Annotated in this window: 22 protein-coding genes; 5 read left to right on the forward strand and 17 right to left on the reverse strand. The window is 61.2% G+C overall.

The genetic code is table 11. The annotated features are described in order from the left end of the window. Positions 1 to 31: 31 nt before the first annotated feature. The 10 genes from J5278_RS29135 to J5278_RS29180 form a co-directional block, all read right to left on the reverse strand. Positions 32 to 1,732 carry an ABC transporter ATP-binding protein gene (locus tag J5278_RS29135; protein WP_209185543.1) on the reverse strand — a complete coding sequence of 567 codons (1,701 nt, stop codon included), beginning with the start codon at positions 1,730 to 1,732 and terminating at the stop codon, positions 32 to 34. Then, positions 1,729 to 2,673 (reverse strand): acetamidase/formamidase family protein, encoded by a 945-nt coding sequence (locus J5278_RS29140; protein ID WP_209185544.1) that lies wholly within the window; start codon positions 2,671 to 2,673, stop codon positions 1,729 to 1,731. The genes J5278_RS29135 and J5278_RS29140 overlap by 4 nt, the downstream gene beginning before the upstream one ends. Positions 2,674 to 2,735: 62 nt before the next feature. Beyond that, on the reverse strand, positions 2,736 to 4,370 hold the full coding sequence (locus J5278_RS29145) for an ABC transporter substrate-binding protein (RefSeq protein ID WP_209185545.1): 1,635 nt from the start codon (positions 4,368 to 4,370) through the stop codon (positions 2,736 to 2,738). A 30-nt stretch (positions 4,371 to 4,400) separates the two neighbouring features. Then, a complete protein-coding gene (locus J5278_RS29150; RefSeq protein WP_209185546.1) occupies positions 4,401 to 5,321 on the reverse strand; it encodes an ABC transporter permease in 921 nt (306 codons plus the stop codon). After that, a complete protein-coding gene (locus tag J5278_RS29155) occupies positions 5,321 to 6,169 on the reverse strand; it encodes an ABC transporter permease (RefSeq protein WP_209185547.1) in 849 nt (282 codons plus the stop codon). The genes J5278_RS29150 and J5278_RS29155 overlap by 1 nt, the downstream gene beginning before the upstream one ends. Further along, positions 6,169 to 6,753, reverse strand: a complete 585-nt coding sequence (locus J5278_RS29160; protein WP_209185548.1) for an ANTAR domain-containing response regulator — start codon at positions 6,751 to 6,753, stop codon at positions 6,169 to 6,171. Before J5278_RS29160 ends, J5278_RS29155 begins: the two co-directional genes overlap by 1 nt. After that, positions 6,750 to 7,886 carry a transporter substrate-binding protein gene (locus J5278_RS29165; RefSeq protein WP_209185549.1) on the reverse strand — a complete coding sequence of 379 codons (1,137 nt, stop codon included), beginning with the start codon at positions 7,884 to 7,886 and terminating at the stop codon, positions 6,750 to 6,752. Before J5278_RS29165 ends, J5278_RS29160 begins: the two co-directional genes overlap by 4 nt. Positions 7,887 to 8,081: 195 nt before the next feature. Then, positions 8,082 to 9,104 carry a zinc-binding alcohol dehydrogenase family protein gene (locus J5278_RS29170; protein WP_209185550.1) on the reverse strand — a complete coding sequence of 341 codons (1,023 nt, stop codon included), beginning with the start codon at positions 9,102 to 9,104 and terminating at the stop codon, positions 8,082 to 8,084. Between the two features lie 132 nt (positions 9,105 to 9,236). Beyond that, positions 9,237 to 12,383, reverse strand: coding sequence for an efflux RND transporter permease subunit (locus tag J5278_RS29175; RefSeq protein WP_142825060.1), 3,147 nt, complete (start codon positions 12,381 to 12,383; stop codon positions 9,237 to 9,239). A gap of 8 nt (positions 12,384 to 12,391) precedes the next feature. Continuing rightward, positions 12,392 to 13,597, reverse strand: coding sequence for an efflux RND transporter periplasmic adaptor subunit (locus tag J5278_RS29180; protein WP_142825059.1), 1,206 nt, complete (start codon positions 13,595 to 13,597; stop codon positions 12,392 to 12,394). A gap of 205 nt (positions 13,598 to 13,802) precedes the next feature. Here J5278_RS29180 and J5278_RS29185 point away from each other — a divergent pair, with 205 nt between their 5' ends. Continuing rightward, positions 13,803 to 14,468 (forward strand): TetR/AcrR family transcriptional regulator, encoded by a 666-nt coding sequence (locus J5278_RS29185; RefSeq protein WP_209185551.1) that lies wholly within the window; start codon positions 13,803 to 13,805, stop codon positions 14,466 to 14,468. Between the two features lie 18 nt (positions 14,469 to 14,486). Here the strand turns inward: J5278_RS29185 and J5278_RS29190 are convergent, their stop codons facing one another. The 3 genes from J5278_RS29190 to J5278_RS29200 all read right to left on the reverse strand — a co-directional run bounded on the left by J5278_RS29190 (position 14,487) and on the right by J5278_RS29200 (position 15,934). After that, on the reverse strand, positions 14,487 to 14,732 hold the full coding sequence (locus J5278_RS29190; RefSeq protein WP_209185729.1) for a hypothetical protein: 246 nt from the start codon (positions 14,730 to 14,732) through the stop codon (positions 14,487 to 14,489). A gap of 257 nt (positions 14,733 to 14,989) precedes the next feature. Further along, the gene (locus tag J5278_RS29195; protein WP_111221020.1) at positions 14,990 to 15,448 is read right to left on the reverse strand and encodes a helix-turn-helix domain-containing protein; all 459 of its coding nucleotides are present in this window, start codon (positions 15,446 to 15,448) and stop codon (positions 14,990 to 14,992) included. Between the two features lie 183 nt (positions 15,449 to 15,631). Beyond that, on the reverse strand, positions 15,632 to 15,934 hold the full coding sequence (locus J5278_RS29200; RefSeq protein ID WP_209185552.1) for a hypothetical protein: 303 nt from the start codon (positions 15,932 to 15,934) through the stop codon (positions 15,632 to 15,634). Between the two features lie 203 nt (positions 15,935 to 16,137). Between J5278_RS29200 and J5278_RS29205 the strand changes: the two genes are divergently transcribed. The 3 genes from J5278_RS29205 to J5278_RS29215 all read left to right on the forward strand — a co-directional run bounded on the left by J5278_RS29205 (position 16,138) and on the right by J5278_RS29215 (position 18,963). Further along, positions 16,138 to 17,151, forward strand: a complete 1,014-nt coding sequence (locus tag J5278_RS29205) for an ABC transporter substrate-binding protein (RefSeq protein WP_142825055.1) — start codon at positions 16,138 to 16,140, stop codon at positions 17,149 to 17,151. Positions 17,152 to 17,248: 97 nt separating this feature from the next. Further along, complete coding sequence (locus J5278_RS29210) at positions 17,249 to 18,067, forward strand: ABC transporter ATP-binding protein (protein WP_209185553.1); 819 nt, start codon at positions 17,249 to 17,251, stop codon at positions 18,065 to 18,067. A gap of 14 nt (positions 18,068 to 18,081) precedes the next feature. Continuing rightward, a complete protein-coding gene (locus tag J5278_RS29215) occupies positions 18,082 to 18,963 on the forward strand; it encodes an ABC transporter permease (RefSeq protein WP_142825053.1) in 882 nt (293 codons plus the stop codon). A gap of 53 nt (positions 18,964 to 19,016) precedes the next feature. On the opposite strand, the gene J5278_RS29220 is transcribed toward J5278_RS29215, so the two are convergent. The 4 genes from J5278_RS29220 to J5278_RS29235 all read right to left on the reverse strand — a co-directional run bounded on the left by J5278_RS29220 (position 19,017) and on the right by J5278_RS29235 (position 22,355). After that, positions 19,017 to 20,444 (reverse strand): sensor histidine kinase, encoded by a 1,428-nt coding sequence (locus J5278_RS29220; RefSeq protein WP_209185554.1) that lies wholly within the window; start codon positions 20,442 to 20,444, stop codon positions 19,017 to 19,019. Continuing rightward, complete coding sequence (locus tag J5278_RS29225) at positions 20,434 to 21,102, reverse strand: response regulator (protein WP_111221015.1); 669 nt, start codon at positions 21,100 to 21,102, stop codon at positions 20,434 to 20,436. The genes J5278_RS29220 and J5278_RS29225 overlap by 11 nt, the downstream gene beginning before the upstream one ends. Positions 21,103 to 21,171: 69 nt before the next feature. Next, positions 21,172 to 21,876, reverse strand: a complete 705-nt coding sequence (locus J5278_RS29230; protein WP_209188069.1) for a TIGR02117 family protein — start codon at positions 21,874 to 21,876, stop codon at positions 21,172 to 21,174. A gap of 152 nt (positions 21,877 to 22,028) precedes the next feature. Next, positions 22,029 to 22,355 carry a hypothetical protein gene (locus J5278_RS29235; protein ID WP_209185556.1) on the reverse strand — a complete coding sequence of 109 codons (327 nt, stop codon included), beginning with the start codon at positions 22,353 to 22,355 and terminating at the stop codon, positions 22,029 to 22,031. A gap of 271 nt (positions 22,356 to 22,626) precedes the next feature. Here J5278_RS29235 and J5278_RS29240 point away from each other — a divergent pair, with 271 nt between their 5' ends. After that, on the forward strand, positions 22,627 to 23,985 hold the full coding sequence (locus J5278_RS29240; protein ID WP_209185557.1) for an aspartate aminotransferase family protein: 1,359 nt from the start codon (positions 22,627 to 22,629) through the stop codon (positions 23,983 to 23,985). Positions 23,986 to 24,027 lie beyond the last annotated feature (42 nt).

The following is a 24,027-nucleotide window of genomic DNA, read 5'->3' on the forward strand; positions in this document are numbered from 1 at the left end:
AACCAGGCATTGGTCTGGTTTCCGGATTTTCTCATGACTGCTGGACTGCCAGCCTGCGGCCACGGGCGCGCGGATCAGGTGCGGGAACGGCGGCCAGAAGGGCCTGCGTATAGGCATCCTTCGGCGTCTCGAACACCTGGCGGCGCGTGCCGCTCTCGACGATTTTACCGTAGCGCATGACCACGACATGGTGCGACATCCGCTCGATGACCGCCATATCGTGCGAAATGAACAGATAGGCGAGACCCATCGTCTCCTGCAATTCGAGCAGCAGATCGAGAACCCGCGCCCGCACGGACACATCGAGGGCCGCCACGCTTTCGTCGGCAACGATCAGCTTCGGTTCCAGCGCCAGGGCACGTGCGATACAGATGCGCTGGCGCTGGCCGCCGGAGAACTCGTGCGGATAGCGGGTGGCGGCATCGGGCGTCAGGCCGACGCGGCGCAGCAGCTCTGCCACCCGGTCGCGACGCTCCGATTTGCTGCCGATGCCGTGGATGATCATCGGCTCGGCAACTGCAGCCCCCACCGCCATGCGCGGATCGAGCGATGCATAGGGGTCCTGGAAGATCATCTGCGCGGAGCGGCGAACCGGCTGCATTTCGCGCTGGCTAAGCCCACCGATATTGCGGCCGTCGATCACAACGTCCCCCTCGTAGGGGATGAGGCCGAGCACAGCCTTGCCGGTCGTCGACTTTCCCGAGCCGCTTTCGCCGACGAGACCGAGCGTCTTGCCGGGCAGGATCTCGAAGGATACGCCATCGACCGCTGCCGCCCGCCTGGTTGGCTTGAAGAGCCAGCCGGCCTGGCTGCCGTAGGTAACGGTCAGATTGCTGACGTTGAGCACCGGCGTCCGGTCGAGCGGCATCGGCGCGACCAGGCCTCTGGCAGTGACGCGCGGTGGACCGTCCGTACCGGCATGGGCGCCAAGACGCGGCACGGCCCCCAGCAACTCCTGCGTATAGGCGTGGGTCGGGCGCTCGAAGATATCGATCGCAGCTCCCTTTTCGACCATGCGGCCGTTTTGCATGATCACGACGCGATCCGCCATTTCCGCCACAACCCCCATGTCATGGGTGATGAGGATGATCGAGGTGCCGAACTCCGATTTCAACTCGCGCATCAAACTCAGGATCTGTGCCTGGACAGTGACATCGAGCGCCGTGGTCGGTTCGTCGGCGATCAGCACCTTGGGGCGGCAGGAGAGCGCCATGGCGATCATCACCCGCTGTCGCATCCCCCCGGAAAGCTCGTGGGGAAACTGCTTCAGCCGCCGAGCCGGATCGGTGATCTGGACGGCGTCGAGCATGCGCAGGGCGGACGCCACGGCACTCGCAGTGTCGCTCTCCTGATGCTCGCGGATCGCCTCGGTCAGCTGGTCGCCGACTGAGATCACCGGGTTGAGCGAGGTCATCGGCTCCTGGAAGACCATGGCGATCTCGCCGCCACGCACCTTGCGCATCGCCCGCTCGGGCAGGGATAGCAGGTCACGGCCGCCGAGCATGATCTTGCCGGAGGCCACCTGCAATGATGCTTTCGGCAGCAAGCCCATGACAGCGAGCGAGGTTACCGACTTGCCGGAGCCCGATTCGCCGGCAAGGCAGAGAGTCTCGCCGGTCATCAGATCGAAATCGATGTCGTCGAGCACCCGCCGGCGGCCTTCCGGCGTGCGGGCATCGACACACAGGTTTCTCACCGAAAGCGCGGCGGGCGACGAGGCTGTTTCCGTCACGCGAACACGATCCTCGGGAAGTAGAACGACACCACCCAGTTCGGCATGTCGACGATCTCGCTGATCCGGAGGTCGCCGCAGACAGAGCACAGCATGTAGGCGTCGACCGGGCTCATGCCGTGTTCGTCGCCGAGCAGGTCGATCATCCGCATCAGGCTTTCCCGCGCACCCGTCATCAGGTCCGGCCCGATGCCCGTTGTCACCTCATAGCCGGCGCCGTCCAGATGGCGGGTGACCGGCTCGGTTGTCGTAAAGCGCGGACTCTTCAGGCGCGCATCCTTGACCAGTTCGATCGTCGCCTCGACATTCATCTGGCTTTCGATGGCGGTTCCACAGACCTCGCCGTCGCCCTGCGCCGCGTGGGTGTCGCCGATCGAGAACAGCGCACCCTCGACTTCGATCGGCAGGTACAGCGTCACGCCGGCGCTGAGATCACGAATATCGAGATTGCCGCCGACATTGCGTGGCGGCACGACGGAGTGCAGACCCGGGGCTGCAGGCGCAACCCCGATGGTGCCGGCAAATGGCTTCAGCGGCACGCGACCGCCGGGCCCATAAAGGGCAGGCGTCATGGCGTTGGCATCATAGGACCACATGTGGAGAGCCGGATCGGGAAACTGGTCGGCCAGAAGGCCGAAGCCTGGAATATTGGCAGTCCAGCCGAGGCCCGACGGCACGAAGCGGCGGAGGGTAACCTTCAGCGCGTCGCCCGGCATCGCGCCCTCGACATAGACAGGGCCGGAGACCGGATTGATCTTGCCGAAATCGAGCTCCTTCAGCGATTCCAGCGTCGCGTCGGCTCCAAGCTGTCCGCCGGAGGAATCCATACATTCGAAATGGATGGTTTCACCGGGTTTGGCGACGACCGCGGGTTCGAAATCCCGGTTCCAGCCGAAATTATGCTGGGCGCGGTGAATGGTGTGGGTGCAGACGATGCACATGGGTGCCTCCGAAGATTGAGCCTCCCCGGGGCGATGCCCAGGGAGGTATTGAACCGATCGGCTTACTTCTTGACGAAGATCGCTTCGTAATCGATGACGCGGGTCGGATCGATGTAGATCTCATCCGGTCCGCCCATCCGCTTCGACTTGGCAACGACCCGGCGCTCGTTGAACACAGGGATCCAAGGCGCATCCTTTTCCTGGATCTCGGTGAAGATCTTTTTCCAGGCTTCGTTGCGCTCCGCAGCCTTGGCAGGCAGCGGCAGGGCGTCGGCCGCCTGGGCGCGCGGTTCGATTTCCTTGTTGCAATACCACGACCAGTTCCACCCACCGGCGACGGCACTGCCGCAGCCGAGGATCGGTCCGTAGAAGTCGGACGGATCCGGGAAGTCAGCGATCCAGCCAAGACCGCCGGACCAGGCCATCGGCGCCTGGCCCTGCGTACCGCCGGCAGCGATGACGTTCGGATTGGCAAGCGCCTTGATCTCGACCTTGACGCCGACGGCCGCCAGATCCTGCTGGATCGCCTGGGCGATGCGCGGCTGCGGATCGGTGTTGGAGGTGTAGAGCTGGGTTGTGAAGCCGTCCTTCAGTCCGGCTTCGGCCAGCAGTGCCTTGGCCTTCTCAACACTGTAGGCATAGCCCTTGTAGTCCTTGTCATAGCCCGGCATCAGCGGCGGCAGCACCTGGTTTGCCGGCACGGCGCGACCGTTGATGATGCGAACGATGCGCTCCTTGTTGACAGCCATGTTCAGCGCCTGGCGGACCTTGACGTTGTCGAGCGGCTTTACCTGCGTGTTGAGCGTCACATAGCTCGTTTCCAGCTGCTGACGATCCACGATCATGCCTTCGAAATCCTTCGAGTTCTTCATCTCGAGGTATTTGGCAGGCGGGATGCCGTCGCCGGCAACATCGACTTCGCCCTTCTGCAGACGCAGCAGCGCCACCAGCGGCTCCTGGCCGATTTCGACCGTATAGCCATCGATATGCGGGCGGTCCTTGACGAAGTAGTCCGGGTTCTTCTCGAACACGAGGCGCTGGCCGACCGTCCATTCCTTCAGGATGAAAGCGCCGGAGCCGACCGGCTTCTTGCCGAAGTCGCCGTTCGCAGCCTCGACTGCTTCCTTCGGAACGACGGAAGAGAAGTTGAGGGCGAGCACATTGAGGAACGTCGCGTCCGGCTGCACCAGCGTGAACTTGACGGTGTGGTCGTCGACGACAGTGATGCCGTCAAGCGTCTGTGACGTGCCGGCGGTCATCGCGTCGGAGCCGACAATCGAATGGAAGAAGCCGGCGCCAGGGCCCTGTGTCTTCGGATTGACGGCGCGCTCGATCGAATACTTGACGTCGGCAGCCGTCACTTCGCGGCCGTTGGTGAACTTAACGCCTGGGCGCAGCTTGAAGGTGTATGTCTTGCCGTCCTCGGACACCGTGTAGCTTTCGGCCAGCGAAGGCTTCAACTCGGTCGTGCCGGGCGTGTAATCGACAAGGCGCGAGAACATCGCGTTGATCATCGACCAGTTCTGCCAGTCATAGCCAATGGCCGGATCGAGCGTGGCGATGTCGTCCTTGTAGGTGACGACGATCTTGCCGCCGTCGACAGGCTTGTCGGCAGCCTGGACGGCGAGCGCCGGCACCAGGGAAGTGGTCGCGAGCATGGCAGCCAGAGCTGCACGTCGCAGGAAGGTTTTTGTCATTGGTGAACTCCTCTGTTGGTTTTTGCTTGGTTATTGAGCGCGGATACGCGGGTCGATGAACGGAGCGACGATATCGGCGATCAGGTTGCCGATGACGATGGCGAGGGCCGAGACGATGGTGACACCCATGATGATCGGGATGTCGACCTGCTGGATGGCCTGCCAGGCAAGTTGCCCGATACCCGGCCAGCCATAGACGGCCTCGACGACGACGACACCGCCCATGAACTGGCCGATGTCGATGCCGATCATGGCGATGATCGGCAGGATGGCGTTGGGCAGGGCATGGCGAAAGATGATCCGCGACGACGACAGGCCCTTGGCGCGGGCGGTGCGCACATAATCCTGGTTGAGCACGTCGATCATCGCCGAGCGCACCATGCGCGCATACCAGCCGGCACCGAGGATGCCGAGCGTCACGGCCGGCAACACCACATGGTTGGGCGTGCCATAGCCGCTCATGGGGAACCAGCCGAGCTTTGCCGCAAAGACGTAGAGGAGCAGCAGCGCGACGACAAATTGCGGGGCGGACACCCCGACGAAGGACGCCATCATCACCAGCCGGTCGACAAAGCCCCCGCGGCGTACGGCGGCGATGGTCCCAAGCGTAATACCGAGGACAACTTCGACCAGGATGCCCGCCGCCATGAGGATCAGCGTTGCCGGCAGGCGGGCGAGGATCAGCGGCAGCACGGATGTCTTCTGCGTATAGGATCGACCGAGATCTCCATGGAGGATGCCGCTGAGATAATGTAGGAACTGCAGCACCAATGGCTGGTCCAGCCCCAGTTCATGGCGAATGGCGGCAACGGTTGCCGGTGTCGCGCTACGGCCGGCGATCAGTACGGCAGGATCGGCCGGCAGTGCGTAGAGCAGCAGGAAGGTGATAGCGCCGACGCCGAGCAGGATGAGTGCCGCCTGGACAAGTCGGCGGAGAATGAGAAGGGCCATCAGCCGCGCCCTCTCTGGGTCGGATCGAGAATGTCGCGCAGCGCATCGCCGACGAGGTTGAACGACAAAGCGGTCAGCAGGATCACGGCGCCCGGAATGAACACCAACCAGGGGGCGGATTCGAAGTAGCTCTGGCTCTCGAAGATGATATTTCCCCAGGAGGGCTGCGGCGGCTGCACGCCAATGCCGAGGAAGGACAGCGTCGCCTCGAGCAGCACAGTCGTTGCGATACCGAGCGTGCCCCAGACGATCGCCGTCGGCATCAGATGCGGCAGAATATGCAGCAGCAGGATACGGCCGTGGCCGGCGCCCAGCGAGCGCTCCGCCATGATGAAGTCGCGCTCCACCAGTCCGCGCGTCTCGGTATAGACGATGCGCGCGACCTGCACCCAGTTGACGAGCGCGATGACCATCGCCACGATCCACAGGCTCGGGTGCAGCAGGGCCGCCAGCACGATGGCAAGCAGCAGGGCCGGAAATGCCATCATCAGGTCGGTGAAGCGCATCAGCAGATTGCCGAAGAAGCCCCCCACGTAACCAGCCACAATACCGATGAAGAGGCCGATGGCGACCGCAATGCCATTGGCGACCAAGCCGATGACCAGCGAGGTGCGGGCGCCGAACAGCAGCCGGGAGAACAGGTCGCGGCCGAGCGTATCGGTGCCGAGCAGATAGGGGCCGCCGGGCGGCAACGGCGCGCCATCCAGCGACAGGCCATCGAACATCTGGTCATCGGGGCTGAAGGGCGCCAGCAGCGGCGCCGCGATCGCCATGACGACAACGGCGATGACGATGATCAACCCGAACAGCGCCGAGGGCTGGCGAAACATCGATTTCAGGACACGCATCAGACGGCCTCCGGCAAGGGTTCGGAGCCGCCGAGAATGAAGGCCGCCAGTTGTTCCATTGGCAATCTACGCTGCATGGCCGAGCCGCGCAGGATCGTATAGGCCTGCTCTTCCCCGACGCCCCGCGCCTCCATGATCTTTTGCACGGCGGCATGAACGAGCGGTCGCATGCGTACGCGCTCCTCCAGACGATCCATCTTCGAGCGCGTCGCCATTCGCTCTTGGTGGATGGAGACCGCCATGACCAGCGCCGGATAGACGGCCGAGCTTGCAACCGGCTTGGCGATGATCGCGCCGGCACCCTGTTCGAGCGCCCAGGCGATCCGGCCCGGTGCTTCCGAACCCAGCAGCGCAATCACAGGCACCGCCGGATGCGCGGCGGGTGCCGAAGCGAGCAGCCCGTCCCAGCCCTGATCGGCATCGACGATCACGAGGTCCGGACATTCCATGGCAGAGAGCGGCTCCCAGCGCAGCGATGTGCTGAGGCCGAGAAGTGTCAGCTGGCGGATCAAGCGCTCCGTGTTGCTGTCTTCCCTGTGCAGGATCGCAGCATGCCAGCCAGTGAAATTCGGTGTTTCCCTCATGAAACCACCCGCAACTTCGGCGCCGCAATCGTGTGACGCGCAGTCAGATATGGGTCGGCAGGGATGGCCGGACGCGAGGCGATGACATCGAAACCATTGCCGGCATTGATCCGTCCGAGATGAAAGGGGAGGGCCGCGTGGTTGGTCTGCCGGTCGATCGCGAGCGGACCGAACAGGCTCGGCCAAGAGGCGCCATGAAGCGCCCGTCGCACTGCCTGCGGCTCGTCGCTACCGGCTGCGATTATGGCCTCGACGCAAAGTTTGACAGCGGTATAGGCGCTGGCAAAAACGCTGGACACGCCACGCTCCGGCCCGAATGCCGCCGCCACGCGGCTCTTGAACTCGGCATTTTCGGGCGACACGATGCTGGCGAAATAGGAGGCGGCGCAAAGCTGCCCGACGGCCGCACCTGCGGCGATATCGGAAAGTTCGCACTCCATCAGATCGCAGCTGACGACCGGGCAATTCTCCGGCAGGAAGGCCGGGTCCCGGTCTGCAAGCGCGCGGATGGCCGCCAGAAATGCGTAGCTGGAGGGGCCGATCAAATTGTTGAGGATGAAGCTCGGCCGGCGCTCGGCAATATCCGCGACGATGCGCTCGACCGCAGTCTCCTCGAGCGGCAGATAGCGCTCGCCCAGCACCTCGCCGCCAGCCGTGGAAATCAGCTCGCGGGCCAGCCGGTTCATTTCCCAGCCCCACACGTAGTTGGCGCCGACGAGGTAGGGGCGCTTGCCGTAACGGGGGATGAGATGCTGGAAGAGCGGCAGCAGGTGCTGGTTGGGGCAGCCGCCGATATAAATGACGTTCTCGTTGGCCTCGAAACCCTCGTAGGGGCACATGTACCAGAGCAGGCCGTCATGCTTTTCGACCAGCGGAATGATTTCCTTGCGCGCCGCCGAGGTGATCGTCCCGACGATATGGCGGCAACCTTCGTTGCGCAGCATATGGCGGGCGCCATCCAGATAGGCGGAAAGATCAGCGCGAGGATCGGCGAAGACGGGCTCTAAGCGCAGCCCGCCCGTGGCAGCAAATTCCTCGATGGCACATTCGGCACCGTCGCGCGCATCCCGACCCATCGACGCATAGGGCCCGGTCGTCGAAAAGAGGATGCCGATCTTTAGTGCGTCGATCATTGTTCAATACCCAAACGCGAAAAACCCCACGACGCGGATCCCATCTTGGATGGGGCATCATGGGGGCGAAACTGCCCGGCGACATCGAAGTCATGTGTTAAAATTTGCCTATTCGGCAGGCCTGAGTAAAATACAGGCATGCCGTCTTTGTCAAGCGTCCTGGCGCGCGTTTATAAGCAAAGATGCGCGCAACCCCTAAACGTTGCGCTCTATGATGATCTTCAGGGCATTGCGGTTGCCGTCCCAATAGGGAAGGGCCGTTTCAGCCTCGTCAAACGCAATCACCTTGCTGATCAAGGCATCGGCGCCTTGGCCGATTTTTTGGAGATGGGTGGCGACGGCCAGGAAGTCCTGCATCATGGCATTGCGAGACCCCATGATGTCGAGTTCCTTGAGATTGAAGAACTGCGTCTGGTAAGTGACCGGCGCCTTGGAATAGCCGACATAGACGACGCGGCCGCCGAAGCAGGCGATATCGACCGCCTGCGTAAAGGTAGCGGGCAGGCCGACCGCCTCGAAGGCGACATCGACGCCGTCTTCGTTTGTCCACGCCATGACGCGCGCCACCACATCCTCGCTGCGGGCATCGATCGTCTCGACGGCGCCGAACTGCATGGCGAGAGCACGTTTCTCCGGGCTGAGATCGACCGCGATAACTTCAGCACCACGGGCGACGGCGGCAATCAGTACGCCCATGCCGATCATGCCGCAGCCCAGCACTGCGACGCGGTCGCCACGGGCAACGCGGCCGCGCTCGACGGCGTGGAAGCCGACGGACAATGGCTCGACCAAGGCCAGATGGCGTGGCGGCAGCACGTCGTTGAGGATGAGCTTTTCAGCCGGCAGGACGATTTCCTCGGCGAGGCCGCCATCCTGCTGGACTCCCAGCGTCTTGTTGTAACGGCAGGCATTCACCCGGCCTTTTCGGCAAGAGGTACACTTGCCGCAACTGGTATAGGGCATGACAATAACGCGCCGGCCTGCCGCATAGTCGGCGGAGACGCCTTCGCCTGCTTCCATGATCACACCGCCAATTTCATGGCCAGGGATGCGCGGAAGCTGGACCAGCGGGTTCAGACCCTTGAAGGTGTTGAGATCGCTGCCGCAAAGACCGATATGGCGGACGCTGACGCGCACCTGGCCGGGTCCGAGAGGCGTGGCCTCGATCTCCTGAAAACGCGTTACGTTTTCCGCTTCGATACGCAGTGCCTTGATCATGATCCCTCCCTGTCCCGTCACATCTCCCGAACGGGCATGTCCTCTGAAGCTGTCATAGCGACTTCCTCCCAGAATCGCTACAGCCCGGGAGCGGTCTTTTGACGGCTCCCGGGCTGTGCTTTCAGTCTCGTTTTAGTGGGTCGCTTCCGGCTTCACGTCCGGTGCTGCGACATCCTCTTCAGGCTTCTTGCCCTTGAAGATCCGCCGTGTCGTAACGAACAGCAACGGAATGAAGAATACGCCGAGGATGGTGGCGGCAAGCATGCCGCCCATGACGCCGATACCGATCGAATTCTGGCTTCCGGAACCTGCGCCACTCGCGATGGCAAGCGGCATGACGCCGAGAATAAAAGCCAGAGACGTCATCAGGATCGGTCGCAAGCGTTGCCGCGAGGCTTCGAGCGTTCCGTCGATCAGGCTCTTGCCATTCTTCTGCTGCTCCAGCGCGAATTCGACGATCAGAATGGCGTTTTTGGCGGCCAGGCCGATCGTCGTCAGCAGGCCGACCTTGAAGTACACGTCATTCGACTGACCGAAGAGGGTCGCCGCCAGAAGGGCCCCGAAGATGCCGACCGGCACCGACAGCATGACAGCGAGCGGGATCGACCAGCTCTCGTACAAGGCTGCAAGCGCCAGGAAGACCACGAGGATCGAGATGGCGTAGAGCTTGCTCGCCTGGCTGCCTGACAACTCTTCCTGCTCGGACAATCCTGTCCATTCCAGACGGAAGCCAGGTGGCAGCTGGGACACCAGCTTGTTGACTTCGTTCATCGCATCACCGGAGCTGACCCCCGGAGCTGCAGCACCTTGGATCTCGACTGCGGAAGAGCCGTTGTATCGCTCGAGACGAGGAGAACCGAAGCTCCAGCTTCCCGTGGCAAAGGCTGAGAACGGCACCATGGAGCCTTCGGAATTTCGAACATACCAGCGATCGAAATCCTCAGGCTGCATCCGGAAATCCGCATCGGCCTGGACATAGACCTGCTTGACGCGGCCCCTGTCGATGAAGTCGTTGACATAGCTGCCGCCCCAGGCGGTTGCCAGCGTGGTGTCGATGTCGGCTAGCGAGATATCCAGTGCGCTCGCCTTTTCCTGGTCGATCTCCACCTGATACTGCGGCTGATCCTCTTGGCCGTTCGGTCGGGTACCGACCAAGAGCGGGCTTTTGGACGCCATGCCGAGCAGCTGGTTGCGGGCCGCCATCAGCTTCTCATGGCCCTGGCCGTTGACGTCTTGGAGGTAGAAGTCAAACCCGCTGGAAGAACCGAAGCCAGGAATAGCCGGTGGCGCCAACGCGAAGACGCTACCGTCCTTGATTTTCGAAAACGCCCCCATGGCGCGACCAGCAATTGCCTGTGCCTTGGATTGCGGCGTCGTGCGGGACGCGAAATCCTTCAGCTTGATGAAGGCGAGACCGATGTTCTGCCCTTGGCCACCGAAGCCGAAGCCGGCGACGGCAAAGACGCCGTCCACATAGTCTTTCTCGGTATTCAGATAATAATCGCGCACCTGTCCCAGCACTTCCTTAGCGCGGGCATCGGTGGCTCCCGGTGGCAAGGTGACGCTGGTGATCAGAATGCCCTGGTCTTCGTCCGGCAGGAACGAGCTCGGCAGACGCGTGAACAGAAAGCCGACACCGACGACGATCAGCACGAATACGACGAGGCCGACCCAGCTGCGCCGGATAATGCCGCCGACGCCGCGCTGATAGGCATGGCTGCCGCGATCGAAATTGCGGTTAAACCAGCCAAATACGCCCTTGGTCTTCGAACCGTGCTTCGGCTTGCGCAACAGAGTGGCGCAAAGTGCCGGCGTCAGGATAAGCGCGACGATGACCGAGAGGATCATGGCCGACACGATGGTCACGGAGAACTGGCGGTAGATGACGCCGACCGAGCCCGCGAAGAACGCCATCGGGATGAACACAGCCGATAGCACAGTCGCGATACCGACAAGCGCGCCGGTGATTTCGCCCATCGACTTGATCGTCGCATCGCGTGGGGAAAGATCTTCCTCTTCCATCACGCGCTCGACGTTTTCAACCACCACGATGGCATCGTCGACGAGCAGGCCGATTGCCAGCACCATCCCGAACATGGTCAAGTTGTTGATCGAGTAGCCGAACAGCGACAGGATGCCGAAGGTTCCGAGCAGCACAACCGGTACAGCAAGCGTCGGGATCAAGGTTGCCCGCAGGTTCTGCAGGAACACGAACATCACGATGAACACGAGGACGATGGCCTCGATCAGCGTCTTGACCACGTCTTCGATCGACAGCCGTACGAAAGGCGTCGTGTCGTAGGGATAGACGACCTCGACATTGGCCGGCAGCGTCTGCTTCAGGGCGTTGATGGTCGACTCGACGGCTTCAGCCGTGCTGATAGCATTCGCCCCGGCTGCAAGCTGGATAGCAAGACCGGCAGACGGATGGCCGTTATAGGTGCTCGAGCTTGCGTAGCTCTTTGCGCCGAGTTCAACGCGCGCCACGTCGTTGATGCGGACAAGCGAACCGTTCGGAAGGCTTTTCAGAATGATGTTTTCGAACTGCTGCGGTGTCTGCAGGCGGCTCTTGGCCGTTACAGTTGCGTTCAGTTCCTGGCCCTTGCGCTGCGGCAACGCACCCAGCTGGCCAGCGGCGACCTGGCTGTTCTGGGCTTCGATGGCGGTCGAGACGTCGCTGACCATCAACTGGTACTTGGCCAGCTTGTCCGGATCGACCCAGATGCGCATGGCGTAGTTAGAACCGAACAGCGTCGTGTCGCCAACGCCCTCTACACGCTTGATCGTATCGTTCAGAGTGCTGTCGACATAATCGGCGAGATCGTTGGCATTAAGCTTGTCGTCCATCGACACGAAGCCGATGACCATCAGGAAGTTGGAGGTGGATTTCGAGACGGTAATACCGGTGCTGGTAACGGAATTGGGCAGCTGCGACTGGACGAGCGACAGCTTGTTCTGCACCTGAACCTGTGCGGTATCAGGATCGGCGGCATTGGTGAACGTCAGCGAAATCGAGGTCTGCCCGGTCGAGGTCGACGTCGAGGTCATGTAGTCCAGGTTATCGATACCTGTCATGCCCTGCTCGATGACCTTGGTCACCGAGTTTTCGACCGTCGACGCATCGGCACCGGTGTAGTTGGCCGTGATGCGCACTGTCGTCGGGGCGATCTGCGGATACTGCGAAATCGACAGTGTCGTGATCGCAAGTGCGCCCGCGAGCATGACGACGATGGCGATGACCCACGCGAAGATGGGGCGGTCGATGAAGAAACGTGACATCGTGCAGCTTACTCCGCGATGCCGCTGGCGGCACCCTTGTCGGTATTTACGAGGCTAGCCTGATCCGTCGACTTTTTCGGGTCAGCGGAAGCCTGCTTGATGTTGCCGGTCGCGTCGTCGATGGTCACCATCGAAACGTTGACGTCCTGCCCATCCTTGACGCGCTGACCGCCTTCGATGATCACCCGATCGCCGTCCTTCAGGCCTTCGCTGACAAGCCAGCTGTTGCCATAGCTGCGCTGGACGACCAGCGTCCGGGCCTGGACCTTGCCTTCGGGCGTCACGAACATTGCTGTCGGTTCGCCTTTGGTGTTGCGAGCCACGGCGCGCTGCGGAACGAGGAAGCTGTTCGGAGCCACACCCTCTTCGATGTTCGCCCGCACGTACATGCCGGGCAGAAGAGTGCGGTCCGGGTTGGGGAAGATAACCCGGACGCTGATCGTACCGACGGTTTCAGCCACTGTTGCGTTGGCAAACTGAAACTTGCCCGTTTCCTTGTAGGTGGAGCCGTCTTCCAGCGTCAGGTGCACGGCGACATTGTCACCGCTGGTCTTGAGGCGGCCTTCATCGACAGCACGGCGGAATTTCAACAGGTTGGTGCTCGACTGAGTCACATCGACATTCATCGGATCGAGCTTGTTGATCGTCGTCAGCGCTGTCGTCTGATCGGCGGTCACGAGCGCGCCGACGGTAACGGTGGATGCATCGACGCGACCGTCGATCGGAGCGCGGATCTTCGTGTAGTCGAGATTGATGCGGGCGGTTTCAAGTGAAGCCTGGGCGGACGCGACGTCTGCCTTCGCCTGCAACAGTGTCGAGTTGGCGTCGTCGAAATCCTGCTGGCTGACAGCATTCTGCTGGCTCAGACCCTTGTAGCGATCGACCTTCGCCTGCGCGCTGGGAAGTGCACCCTGCGCCTTCTGAAGCGCCGCCACGGCGCTGTCGTAGGATGCCTGATAAGGCCTGGGGTCGATCTCGTACAGGATATCGCCCTGCTTGACTTCGCTGCCTTCCTTGAAATTTCGGCTACGAATGATGCCGCCGACCTGCGGGCGGACGTCTGCCGTCAGGTAGGCGGAGGTTCTTCCCGGCAGTTCCGCCGTAATCGCGACGGATTGCGGGTGCAGCACTATGGCGGAAACCTCGGGCTTCACCGCCGGCGCGTTGTTCTGTCCGGACTTCTGCTCGTTGCAACCGGCAACCAACAGGGCCATACCAAGGCCCGCCGCAGCGAGCGCAACTACCCTGCCAATCGAGGCGCTCCGGCTCCGGGCCGTCGGAGCAGACGAGCGTTGCGACACATGCGAAGAGGAGGCGGAGTTTTGCACGTTGCGGTTTCCAGTCCTGTTATTTACAGTACGACACGGTATGGCAAATATATCTGTAGCCGTTAATGTCAATTGCTCCCGGAGTTTGTCAATGAAAAATCAGACTCAAGGAACGGTTGCTGCAGAAGCTGTCCGCCGCCCGCGTGGCCGTCCGCAGACTGCAAGCGACGACACACGGCGCAGGATGATCATTGCCGAGGCTCGCAGCACCTTCCACCAGATGGGTTACGCCGGTACGACAATGGATCTGGTCGCAATGCGCTGCAAAGTCTCCAAGCAGACACTCTACAAGCTTTTTTCCAGCAAGACAGAGCTTTTCATGGCGATGATCGACCTTCATCGCGCATCGATGGTGGCACTTCCACGCGACGAGACAGAGACACTGCCGCTGATGGAAACGCTTGAGCAAATCTTCATGATCGACATCGATGAGGAGGTCGACAGGGATCGCCAGGCGTTCATTCACTTTATCGTGGGAGAGGCGGAGAGGTTTCCGGAAATCGGCGGGCTGCTGCACAAACACGGCCTGCAGCAATCGCGAACCCTCCTTGCGGAATGGCTGCAGATACAAAACGAACGCGGGCGAATCAGCATCCGGAATACCGAAAGCGGGGCCCGTATGCTGCTCAGCATGGTGATGGGAGCGCTGGCTCCCATGCCGGGCAATCTAGACCACTGGCCGAGCCGCGAGGCGAGAAACGAACATCTGCGCTGTTGTTTCGAAGTCTTCCTCAAGGGCGCGCTGCCACGCCCTTGAGGAAGCTATGCGGACGGATCAGTGTCGCTGCGCCATGGCGCAGACGTCGTCGTCCATTTCGCCCATCAGGGACTGCGGATCGCGGGCCGCATACATTTCCTGCAGCACGGCGCCAAGCGCCAGATCCAGGCACCAAACTGGAAACTCGGCATTCATTCCCTTGGCGCTCTCGCGGGCATAGGTGATGAGCCGCGCAATCGATGCCAGTTCCTTTAGGGTGTCGGAATCGATCTCTCTGTTTTCATTAGGAAGTATCGTTGTCATTGCTGCCCCACATGCGCTGCCGAAGTTGTTCGCATTCCGCGGTTTCTATAGCGCAGACACTGGACATTGGCGCGTGACAACAGCCGTGACACAGCGTTTGGGTGCGGCTCATTTTTAGTTACAACTTTAAAAGGAATTTATAGATGAGAGACTCGCCAATACGCCCGTAGAGGCATGTGGTGTTATCAAAAAAAAGCACGCCCTGATTTCATAGGGCGCGCGTTCTGGATCAGATCAGCGGTCAAACGACCGTGCGTTCAATGGTGCAGTGTAATGGGAGCTTCTGTCGTCACAGCGACTGCTGCCGGTGCGGCTTCGGATGCGTCGGCAAGGGATGTCACGAGCGTCAGGATTGACTGGCGAATGCCGGCGTCACCGATTTTCATAAAAGCCTTGTTCAATCCCAGTCCCTCTTTCGAGGTCAGGAATTCGGAGAGGTCGTCGAGGCCGTTCAAGTGCCCGATGCCATCTGTCGTGATGGACTGGGAATTATCCTGCTGGAAGAAGAAGCTTACCTGGATCGCCAAAACGCCGGCAATCGTCTGCAGCCTGCTGGCACCGATGCGGTTGGTGCCTTTTTCGTATTTCTGGACCTGCTGGAATGTAACGCCGATCTGGTCGGCAAGCCGCTCCTGGCTCATACCCAGCATCAGGCGTCGCATACGAACTCGTGAGCCGACGTAAATGTCGATTGGGTTTGGTACTTTTGCAGTCACTGCACAGTCTCCTGGATCAAAAGGCGATGACAACCCTAACATTCAGCCACTTGGAATGCTCAGGAAAACGCTGCGGTACGATATATGCCAAATTTGTTCGAAAAACGACACCTGCTGCGTAAAAAACGCGCTCTGTATGCAAATTTCACAAACCGCATATATTTTGATCAGCGAGCGCAGCGCCTATCGGGGCTGGATAGCCGAGGATGAGCGGCAGTTTCGAACCGGGCAGCTGGGATTGTCGCTGGTCGGAACATAGGCGCTGGCGGCATAGGATCCGAAGTCGCATTTGGCGCTGTCTGTTACGTAGCGATCATAGACCTGTATGTTGCCGCGGCGCGAAAAATAGCGCAGCAGGACTGCCTTTTCCCTGGCAATAATCTGCTGCACGTCGCCGCAGGTACGGTCTGTGGAGATGTAGCGCGATATCGCCAGCGCGGGGGATGCGAGGCAAAGCAGGGCCAGGGCTGCAAGCGCAATTTTCATGTTTGTCCCTCTTCGGTCGTCAGCAATATACTCCGTCTAGCGCTTTCGCGGAGGCATCGCGAGTAAAGATTGCGGGATGTGTCGCGTAAGTTTTCCACTGAAAGCGGAATGAAAGGTTGGAGCGCTAAGTTGCAGACGCATCGTGGAGGAGCCCATGCCCGACAAGGGCTGAGAACGGTGCCAACAACAGGAGGAGATATCCCATGCGTTCCAACGCATTTTTTCATTGCGTCGCCCTTTCCGCCATTATGGCCGCTGCATCGCTCGGCGCAACCACCGCTGCAAAGGCTGCTGACAAGATCACCATCATGGTCGGCGGTTTCGAAAAGCAGATCTACCTGCCGGCCAAGCTGACGGAAGCACTCGGCTACTTCAAGGACGAAGGCCTTGACGTGGAGCTGCTGAACGAAGCGGCCGGCGTCGACGCCGAGAACCAGCTGCTGGCCGGCGCAGTGCAGGGCGTGGTCGGGTTCTACGACCATTGCGTCGACCTGCAGGCGAAGGGCAAGTTCGTGGAATCCCTCGTGCAGTTCAGCCAGGCGCCCGGCGAAGTCGAACTCGTTTCAACCAAGCATCCCGAAATCAAGTCGCCAGCCGATTTCAAGGGCAAGAACCTCGGCGTCACCGGCCTCGGCTCGTCGACCAATTTCCTGACGCTGTACATGGCATCCAAGGCAGGCCTGAAGCCGGGCGACGTTGTCACCATTCCTGTCGGCGCTGGCGGCACATTTATCGCCGCGATGCAGCAGGACCAGATCCAGGCCGGCATGACCACCGAGCCGACAATTTCGCGCATGCTGAAGACAGACGAGGCGAAGATCCTTGTCGACATGCGTACCGTCGAATCGACTCGCGCCGCACTGGGCGGCACCTATCCGGCAGCCTCGTTCTATATGGAGAATGCCTGGATCGACAGCCACAAGGAAGAGGCCCAGAAGCTGGCTAACGCCTTCGTCAAGACGCTGCGTTTCATCAACACCCATTCTGCAGCCGAGATCGCAGACAAGATGCCAAAGGATTTTTACGTCGGCGACAAGGACGGCTACATCAAGGCGCTCGAGGCCGGCAAGGGCATGTTCACGCCTGATGGCGTGATGCCGGAAGATGGTCCGAAGACAGTCCTCACCGTGCTCTCGGAGTTCTCGAAGAACGTCAAGGGCAAGCAGATCGACCTGTCGAAGACGTACACGACGGAATACGTCAAGAACGTCAAGTAAGCGCTTCTGCCCGCTTCCGGCAGACATCGGAAGCGGTCCATCGATCGTCCGGGGCAAGGCGTGCACGCCCCTAGACAGGCACGCACCAGGTATGAAAATGCAACAGGATAACGCCCAGGGACCGGCGATCGAGCTGATCAATGTCAGCCTGCGCTTCGTCTCGCCGACCGGCAAGTCGCTGACGGCACTTCGCGATTTCAACATGACCGTGGAACGCGGCGAATTCGTCGCCGTCGTCGGCCCGACAGGCTGCGGAAAGTCAACGACCCTCAATCTCGTAACCGGCCTTAACAAGCCGAGCGCCGGCGAAGTCCGCCTGATGGGCGGTCCGGTCGACGGCATCGATCCGCGCGTCGGCTTCGTCTTCCAGACGGATGCGCTGTTTCCGTGGAAGAACGTCATAGACAACGTCATGGCCGGGCCGCTGTTTCGCGGCAAGTCGAAGGCGGAAGCCGAGAGCACCGCCAAGGACTGGCTGGCACGCGTCGGTCTCACCCGCTTCCTCCACCATTATCCCCACCAGCTTTCAGGCGGCATGCGCAAGCGCGTCTCGCTCGCCCAGACCTTCATCAACGAGCCGGAAATCCTGTTGATGGACGAGCCCTTCTCGGCGCTCGACGTGCAGACACGCACCGTCATGCATGAAGAACTGCTGAAGCTTTGGGCCGAGCGCAAGGCGTCCGTCGTCTTCGTCACCCACGATCTCGAGGAGGCCGTGGCGCTGGCCGACAAGGTCTACGTGCTGACAGCAGGACCGGCGACGGTCAAGTCGGTCTACAAGATCGATCTGCCGCGTCCGCGCGTCGTCTCGGAAATCCGCTACGAGCAGAGCTTCATCGATTACTGCAAGACCATCTGGGAGGATCTCCGCCAGGAGGTCGAGACCAGCTATCGCCGCGCCAGCGAAGCAGCCTGAGGGAGGATCGGATCATGTCAATCACCACACTCGAAACCGGCATCGCGCCGATTTTCCGCGCCGGCACGTCGGATGCCGAGATCGAAGCAGCAGCGCTGAAGCTAATCGCCCGGCGCAAGCAGCTTGTCCTCTTCTGGCAGATCGCCATTCTCGTCATAACGATCGCGCTCTGGGAACTGACGTCACGTTTCAACATAATCGACCCGTTCTTCTATTCCAGTCCGAGCTCTATCGCCTCACGCCTCTACGAATGGGCGACCGAGGGCACGACGGAAGGTTCGCTCTGGTACAATCTCTGGGTCACCATGGAGGAAGCCCTGATCGGCTTCTTCGCAGGCTCGATCACCGGCGTCCTCGTCGGCGTCGGCCTTGGCCGCAACCGGTTCCTGGCCGACATCTTCTCGGTCTATATCAAGGCGATCAACTCTATTCCGCGCGTCGTGCTTGCCCCGATCTTCATCATGATCATGGGCCTCGGCCTTGCGTCGAAGGTAGCGCTCGCATTCATCATGGTGTTTTTCGTAGTTTTCGCCAACGCCTTCCAGGGCGTGCGTGAAGCCGACCGCAACATGATTGCCAATGCCCGCATCCTCGGCGCCTCCGACTGGCAGGTAACACGGGAAGTGATCGTGCCATCGGCGATGAGCTGGATCTTCGCCAGCCTGCATGTGTCGTTCGGCTTCGCGATCATCGGTGCCATCGTCGGCGAATTCGTGGGTGCACGCTACGGCATCGGCCAGTTGATCTCGATTGCCAAGGGCACCTTCGATGCCGCCGGCATGTTTGCTGCTATCATCCTCGTCATGTTCGTCACACTGATTGCCGAGTTCATCATGACGATGGTCGAGAACCGACTGGCCAAGTGGCGGCCACAGCAACATATGGATGCCCAATAGGCATACGATCTTCATATCGATCCAGAAAGGGCCGGGCTCCAACCCGGCCTCTTCTATGGCAGGACGACTGCCAGCGGCAGGCGAATGGTGACCAACAGACCACCCGCCGAAGCCTCGCTGAGTTCGACCGTGCCGCCAGCGCCGTCAACGACCTCGCGCACGATGGCCAGACCGAGACCGCTTCCTTCGGATTCCGTGCCCATCACCCTGTAGAACCTTTCGAACACCGGCCCACGCTCCGATTCCGCGATGCCCGGACCATCGTCTTCGACCGTCAGGATCGCCGTCGCACCATCGCGCTGCACGCAAACGGTGACGACGCCACCCTCGCGACAGCCGTAACGCAACGCATTGTCGACCAGGTTGACCAGCATCTCGCGCAGCATCGTGCCGTCGCCCTCGACATGCACGGGCCCTTCGGCCTCCAGGCCCAGATCGATGTGACGGCGCAGCGCTTCTTCCGCCTGGCTTTCCAGCACCTGACGAGCGGTGGCGGCGAGATCGATGACATCGCTGCGCGGACGTCGACTGCCGGGCTCGGCGCGCGACAGCGTCAGCAGCTGGCTGGCAAGGCGCGTTACCTGTCGGGTGCTCAAACGCAACGCCTGCAGCGCCTCGTCGCGCTTCGTCTGGTCGCCCTCACGCGCAGCGACGCTTGCCTGCGTCGAGATCAGCGCCAACGGCGTGCGCAGCTGGTGCGCGGCATTGGAGACAAACCGGCGCTGGGCCGCCATCTGGTTCTGTACCCGCTCCATATGGTCGTTGAGCGCATGGACGAGGGGTTGCAGCTCGCTCTGCACCATATCGGGCGACAGCGGATCTAGCCGATTGCGACCGCGTTCCCTGACTGCATCGCGCAGCCTGAGCACCGGCGCCAGCCCCCGCTGCAGGCCGATGATGGTTACCAGGCTGGCGATCACCACCAGCACCAGCTGCTTGGTGAAATCCGAAAGCCAAAGGCGGCGGCGCATGGCGTATTGGCTGTTATGGGTGACGGCCACCGTCACAGAAATAGTCCCGTCCTCGCCGAGACCGACGATCGGGTGGATCAGCGTCATGGCCCGCACCGGATCACCGCGGAAGACGCCGTCCTCGGCCAGTTGCGGGGCCTTCGGCTGAGGCAGGTCCGGCAGGCCGGCCACAAGGCCGCCCCAGGCGGTGATGACCTGATAGAACACCCGGTCGCCGAAACCGGTATCGAACATCTCGAGGGCTGCCGGCGGGATGTTGGCTTCGACCGTGCCTGATGCATCGACCCGCATCGCCTCGGCGATCACCCGCGTCGCGGCAAGCAGCGTGTGATCGGTGACGAGATCGGCCGTAGCCTCCGCCGACTTGTAGCTCAGATAGAGATTGACGCAGATGACGCCGGCGAGCGTCAGCAGTACCCAGGTCAGCAGCTGGACGCGCAGACTGTCGCGCAATCTTGCGAATACTCGGGTTGGCCTTGCAAGGAAGCCGGTGTCGCCCTCACTCCGCATGGCGCAACATATAGCCGAGGCCGCGCAGGGTGGCGATCTGGACGCTGCTGCCCTCCAGCTTCTTGCGGACGCGATGCACATAGATCTCGATGGCGCTCGGATCGGCAGCGTCGTCAAACCCGAAGACGCTTTCCGACAAGCGGTCCTTGCTGACTGTCACGCCGACCCGCATCACAAGATGCTCCAGAACGGAGTGTTCGCGCGGCGTCAGTGCAAGGAGATCGCCCGCCAGCTTGAACTGTCGCGTCCCGCCGTCGAAGAACAGATCTCCGACGACAATCTCGGGTGCTGCCCGGTCGTGACCGCGGCGCACCAGCGCGCGGATGCGGGCCTCGAGCTCCGGCATCTCAAAGGGCTTTGCGAGGTAGTCGTCAGCGCCGCTATCCAATCCGGCAACGCGACCGTCGAGGCTTGCGTTCGCCGTCAGGATAATGACGGGCACCTTGTTGCCGCCCTGCCGCAGGCGCTTGAGCAGCGTCAAACCATCGAGCTTCGGCAATGAAAGATCGAGAACGACGGCGGCGTAAAAGGCAACTTTTAGCGAATGCTCGGCATCTTCGCCATCATGGACGATGTCGACGGCATAATGCGCCTGTCTCAGCGCCTTGCCGAGCCAGGATGCGAGTTCGCGATTGTCTTCGACCAGGAGAATCCTCATCCGGCGACTATAAGGCCAAGCCCGCCATATGACGAGAGCCGGCACCGATGGCCTGCCTAAGTCCGAGTTCTAGGACGACACGGCAGGCAGGCTGTCGGCACCGTTGTGAAGCCGGAGCGCCAGCCGCAGCATGAAGGGCATGGGCGTCCACCATCCCGTGGTGAGACCCGCGCGCCGCAGCATGGCCGCAGTCCATGTATTGCAGCCCGCAATCACATTGAAATACCCGTTGGCCTCGTAAAACGCGTCGTAGGGACCGTAGGCGAAGCCATTCAAAACGGAAGGGGCGCCGGCGCTTTCAGCAAAGCTCCGACGTACCGCCTTGCGCAGCTCTGCCATGCCGGCGTCATCGAGATTGACCGTCATGGCATAGGGGCTGCCCACCGGAATTTCTCCGCCGAGTTCCACATGCATGACGGAGCGATCAAGGGTCAGGCTTTTCAGCACTGGAATGGTCTTCAGCTCCGACCATGTCGGCGTCTCCGTGTAGAACGCCCGCCCGCCCCATCCGAAGATGACATAGCGCACACCATCGAGTTTAAAATCGAGACCCGCGGATGGCAGGAAGTCGAACTCCCTGCGAAGTTCGTCATCGACTGGAATGGCGATATCGGTGTGGATAGGGTTGCTGAGGATCAGTATGCGATGGTTTCTGGATGCGTCGGCGACATCTCGGGCAGGTGGGTGGGGTACGAGCACGCCGAGTATGCCGCAAGCAACGACCACACCGGCCAGGATTGCGACGACACGCAAAAATTTCAAAAGCAAACGCATGAACGTCTCTATCCAGCCCACTCGTCCCGTCAGCGAAACGCTTGTTGCACAGGCGCTCGATAACCTCCAGCACCCTTGGCAGGAGCGCCTTCACCGCAATGAAAAGCCCCGCTCGTGAAAGCGGGGCTGAAGCGGTTGCGTATATTTTTCGATCAGGTTTCCGGGCAACCGGGGCGGTTGGCGAAGGTGATGCGGTCGAGACCCTCTTCCGTCATGCCTTCGACCACCACGCGGCGATCGGTGACGCGGACGATGCGCGGATGACGGTATCCTTCGTCGCGCGCAGCGGCCATGGCTTCGCGGGGGCTGCACTCGCCGCGTGGGCCGCGGTCGCGGTCCTGGTCACGGATGACCGGACGTATGCCGTTCGGGCCAACCTGGATGTCGAGGTTCTGGGCGCTTGCAATGGTCGCCGAGCCGACGAGAATGCTGCCGGCGAGAGCCAGGCCGAGGCCGGCGATAGAAAGCATCTTGGACATGTTTGAACTCCCTATGCGTATATCGAGCCGATTTCGGCTGAGTATCACAGGGTCTGTAACCCGCCGTTGGAACAAAGGTTCCGATGCAAGGTCACACTTGTTCACTAATTCGTGACTGCAAGGGAGCCTTATTAAATGTCGAAAAGTCGTTCGCGGCCGAGTGGCAGGTCTGCGTCAAGAAATCCGCCCAATCGCTTGCCCGAGCGATGCTGTCGTTGACAACAAGGCGCGCTGCTGCACTGTAGACAGAGGATGATTCAAGGAGACGCTCGTGACATATAAAGCCAATTCCGTCGAGGCGCGCGATGCCGCCTACCACATGCATTCCTATACGAACGCGCGGAAGAACGAGGCGGAAGGGCCACTGGTCATCGAGCGCGGCGAAGGCATCTATGTCTACGACAACGAGGGCAAGAAATACATCGAAGGCATGTCCGGCCTCTGGTGCGTCGGTGTCGGCTTTGGCGAAAAGCGACTTGTCGAGGCTGCGGCCCGGCAGATGGAGAAGCTGCCCTACTATCACACCTTCACGCAGAAGAGCCACGCACCTTCCGTCGATCTGGCCGAAAAGCTGATCGGCATGGCGCCTGTGCCGATGTCGAAGGCGTACTTCACGAATTCAGGCTCGGAAGCCAACGATACCGTCGTCAAGATGATCCGCTATCGCGCCAATGCGCTGGGCCTTCCCGCCAAGAAGAAGATCATCTCCCGCGTCAAAGGCTATCACGGCGTAACGCTTGCGAGCGCCAGCCTGACGGGCCTGCCGAACAACCATCGCTCGTTCGACCTGCCGATGCCGGGTATCCTGCATACGGGTTGCCCGCACCACCGCGTCTTTGCCAAGCCTGGCGAAAGCGAGCTGGCCTTCTCGGCGCGGCTGGCCGCAGAGCTCGAAGAAATCATCATGGCCGAAGGGCCGGAAACGATTGCAGCGTTCATCGGCGAACCGCTGATGGGCGCCGGCGGCGTCATCGTGCCGCCGGAAGGCTACTGGAGCGCCATTCAGGCTGTGCTCGCCAAGCACGATATCCTGCTGATCGCCGACGAGGTGATCTGCGGTTTCGGACGTACCGGCAACATGTTCGGATCGATCACATACGATATGCGCCCCGACATCATGACGCTGTCGAAGCAGCTCTCCTCATCTTACCTGCCTATCTCGGCATTGCTGATCAACGACCGGGTCTACCAGCCGATCGCCGACGAATCCAAGGTCATCGGCACCTTCGGTCATGGCGTGACGGCCGCAGGTCATCCCGTCGCTGCGGCGGTGGCGCTGGAAAACCTGGCGATCATCGAGGAGCGCGATCTGGTCGGCAACGTCCGCGATCTCAGCGGCAACTTCCTTTCGCGCCTCAAGGGCCTGGCCGAACACCCACTGGCAATCGAAGCCCGTGGCGCCGGCCTGATCGGTGCGCTGGAGCTTGCGCCCCGAGAAGGCTTTGCGCCCGGCATGCTCGGGCCGAAGCTGTTTGCCATCCTGCAGAATAACGGACTGATAGCCCGGGCCATCGGCGATTCGCTGGCGCTGTGCCCGCCGATGATCACCACGCAGAGCCAGATCAACGATATCTTCGACATCTTCGAGCGCTCGATCGAGGAGTTCCAGACGGAACTGTCGACCCACTGATTTAGCCTTTGAACTCTCTCCTTCGGTCGACGATTGCCTGAT

The organism is Rhizobium sp. B21/90, assembly GCF_019355815.1.
Lineage (GTDB): Bacteria > Pseudomonadota > Alphaproteobacteria > Rhizobiales > Rhizobiaceae > Rhizobium > Rhizobium rhododendri.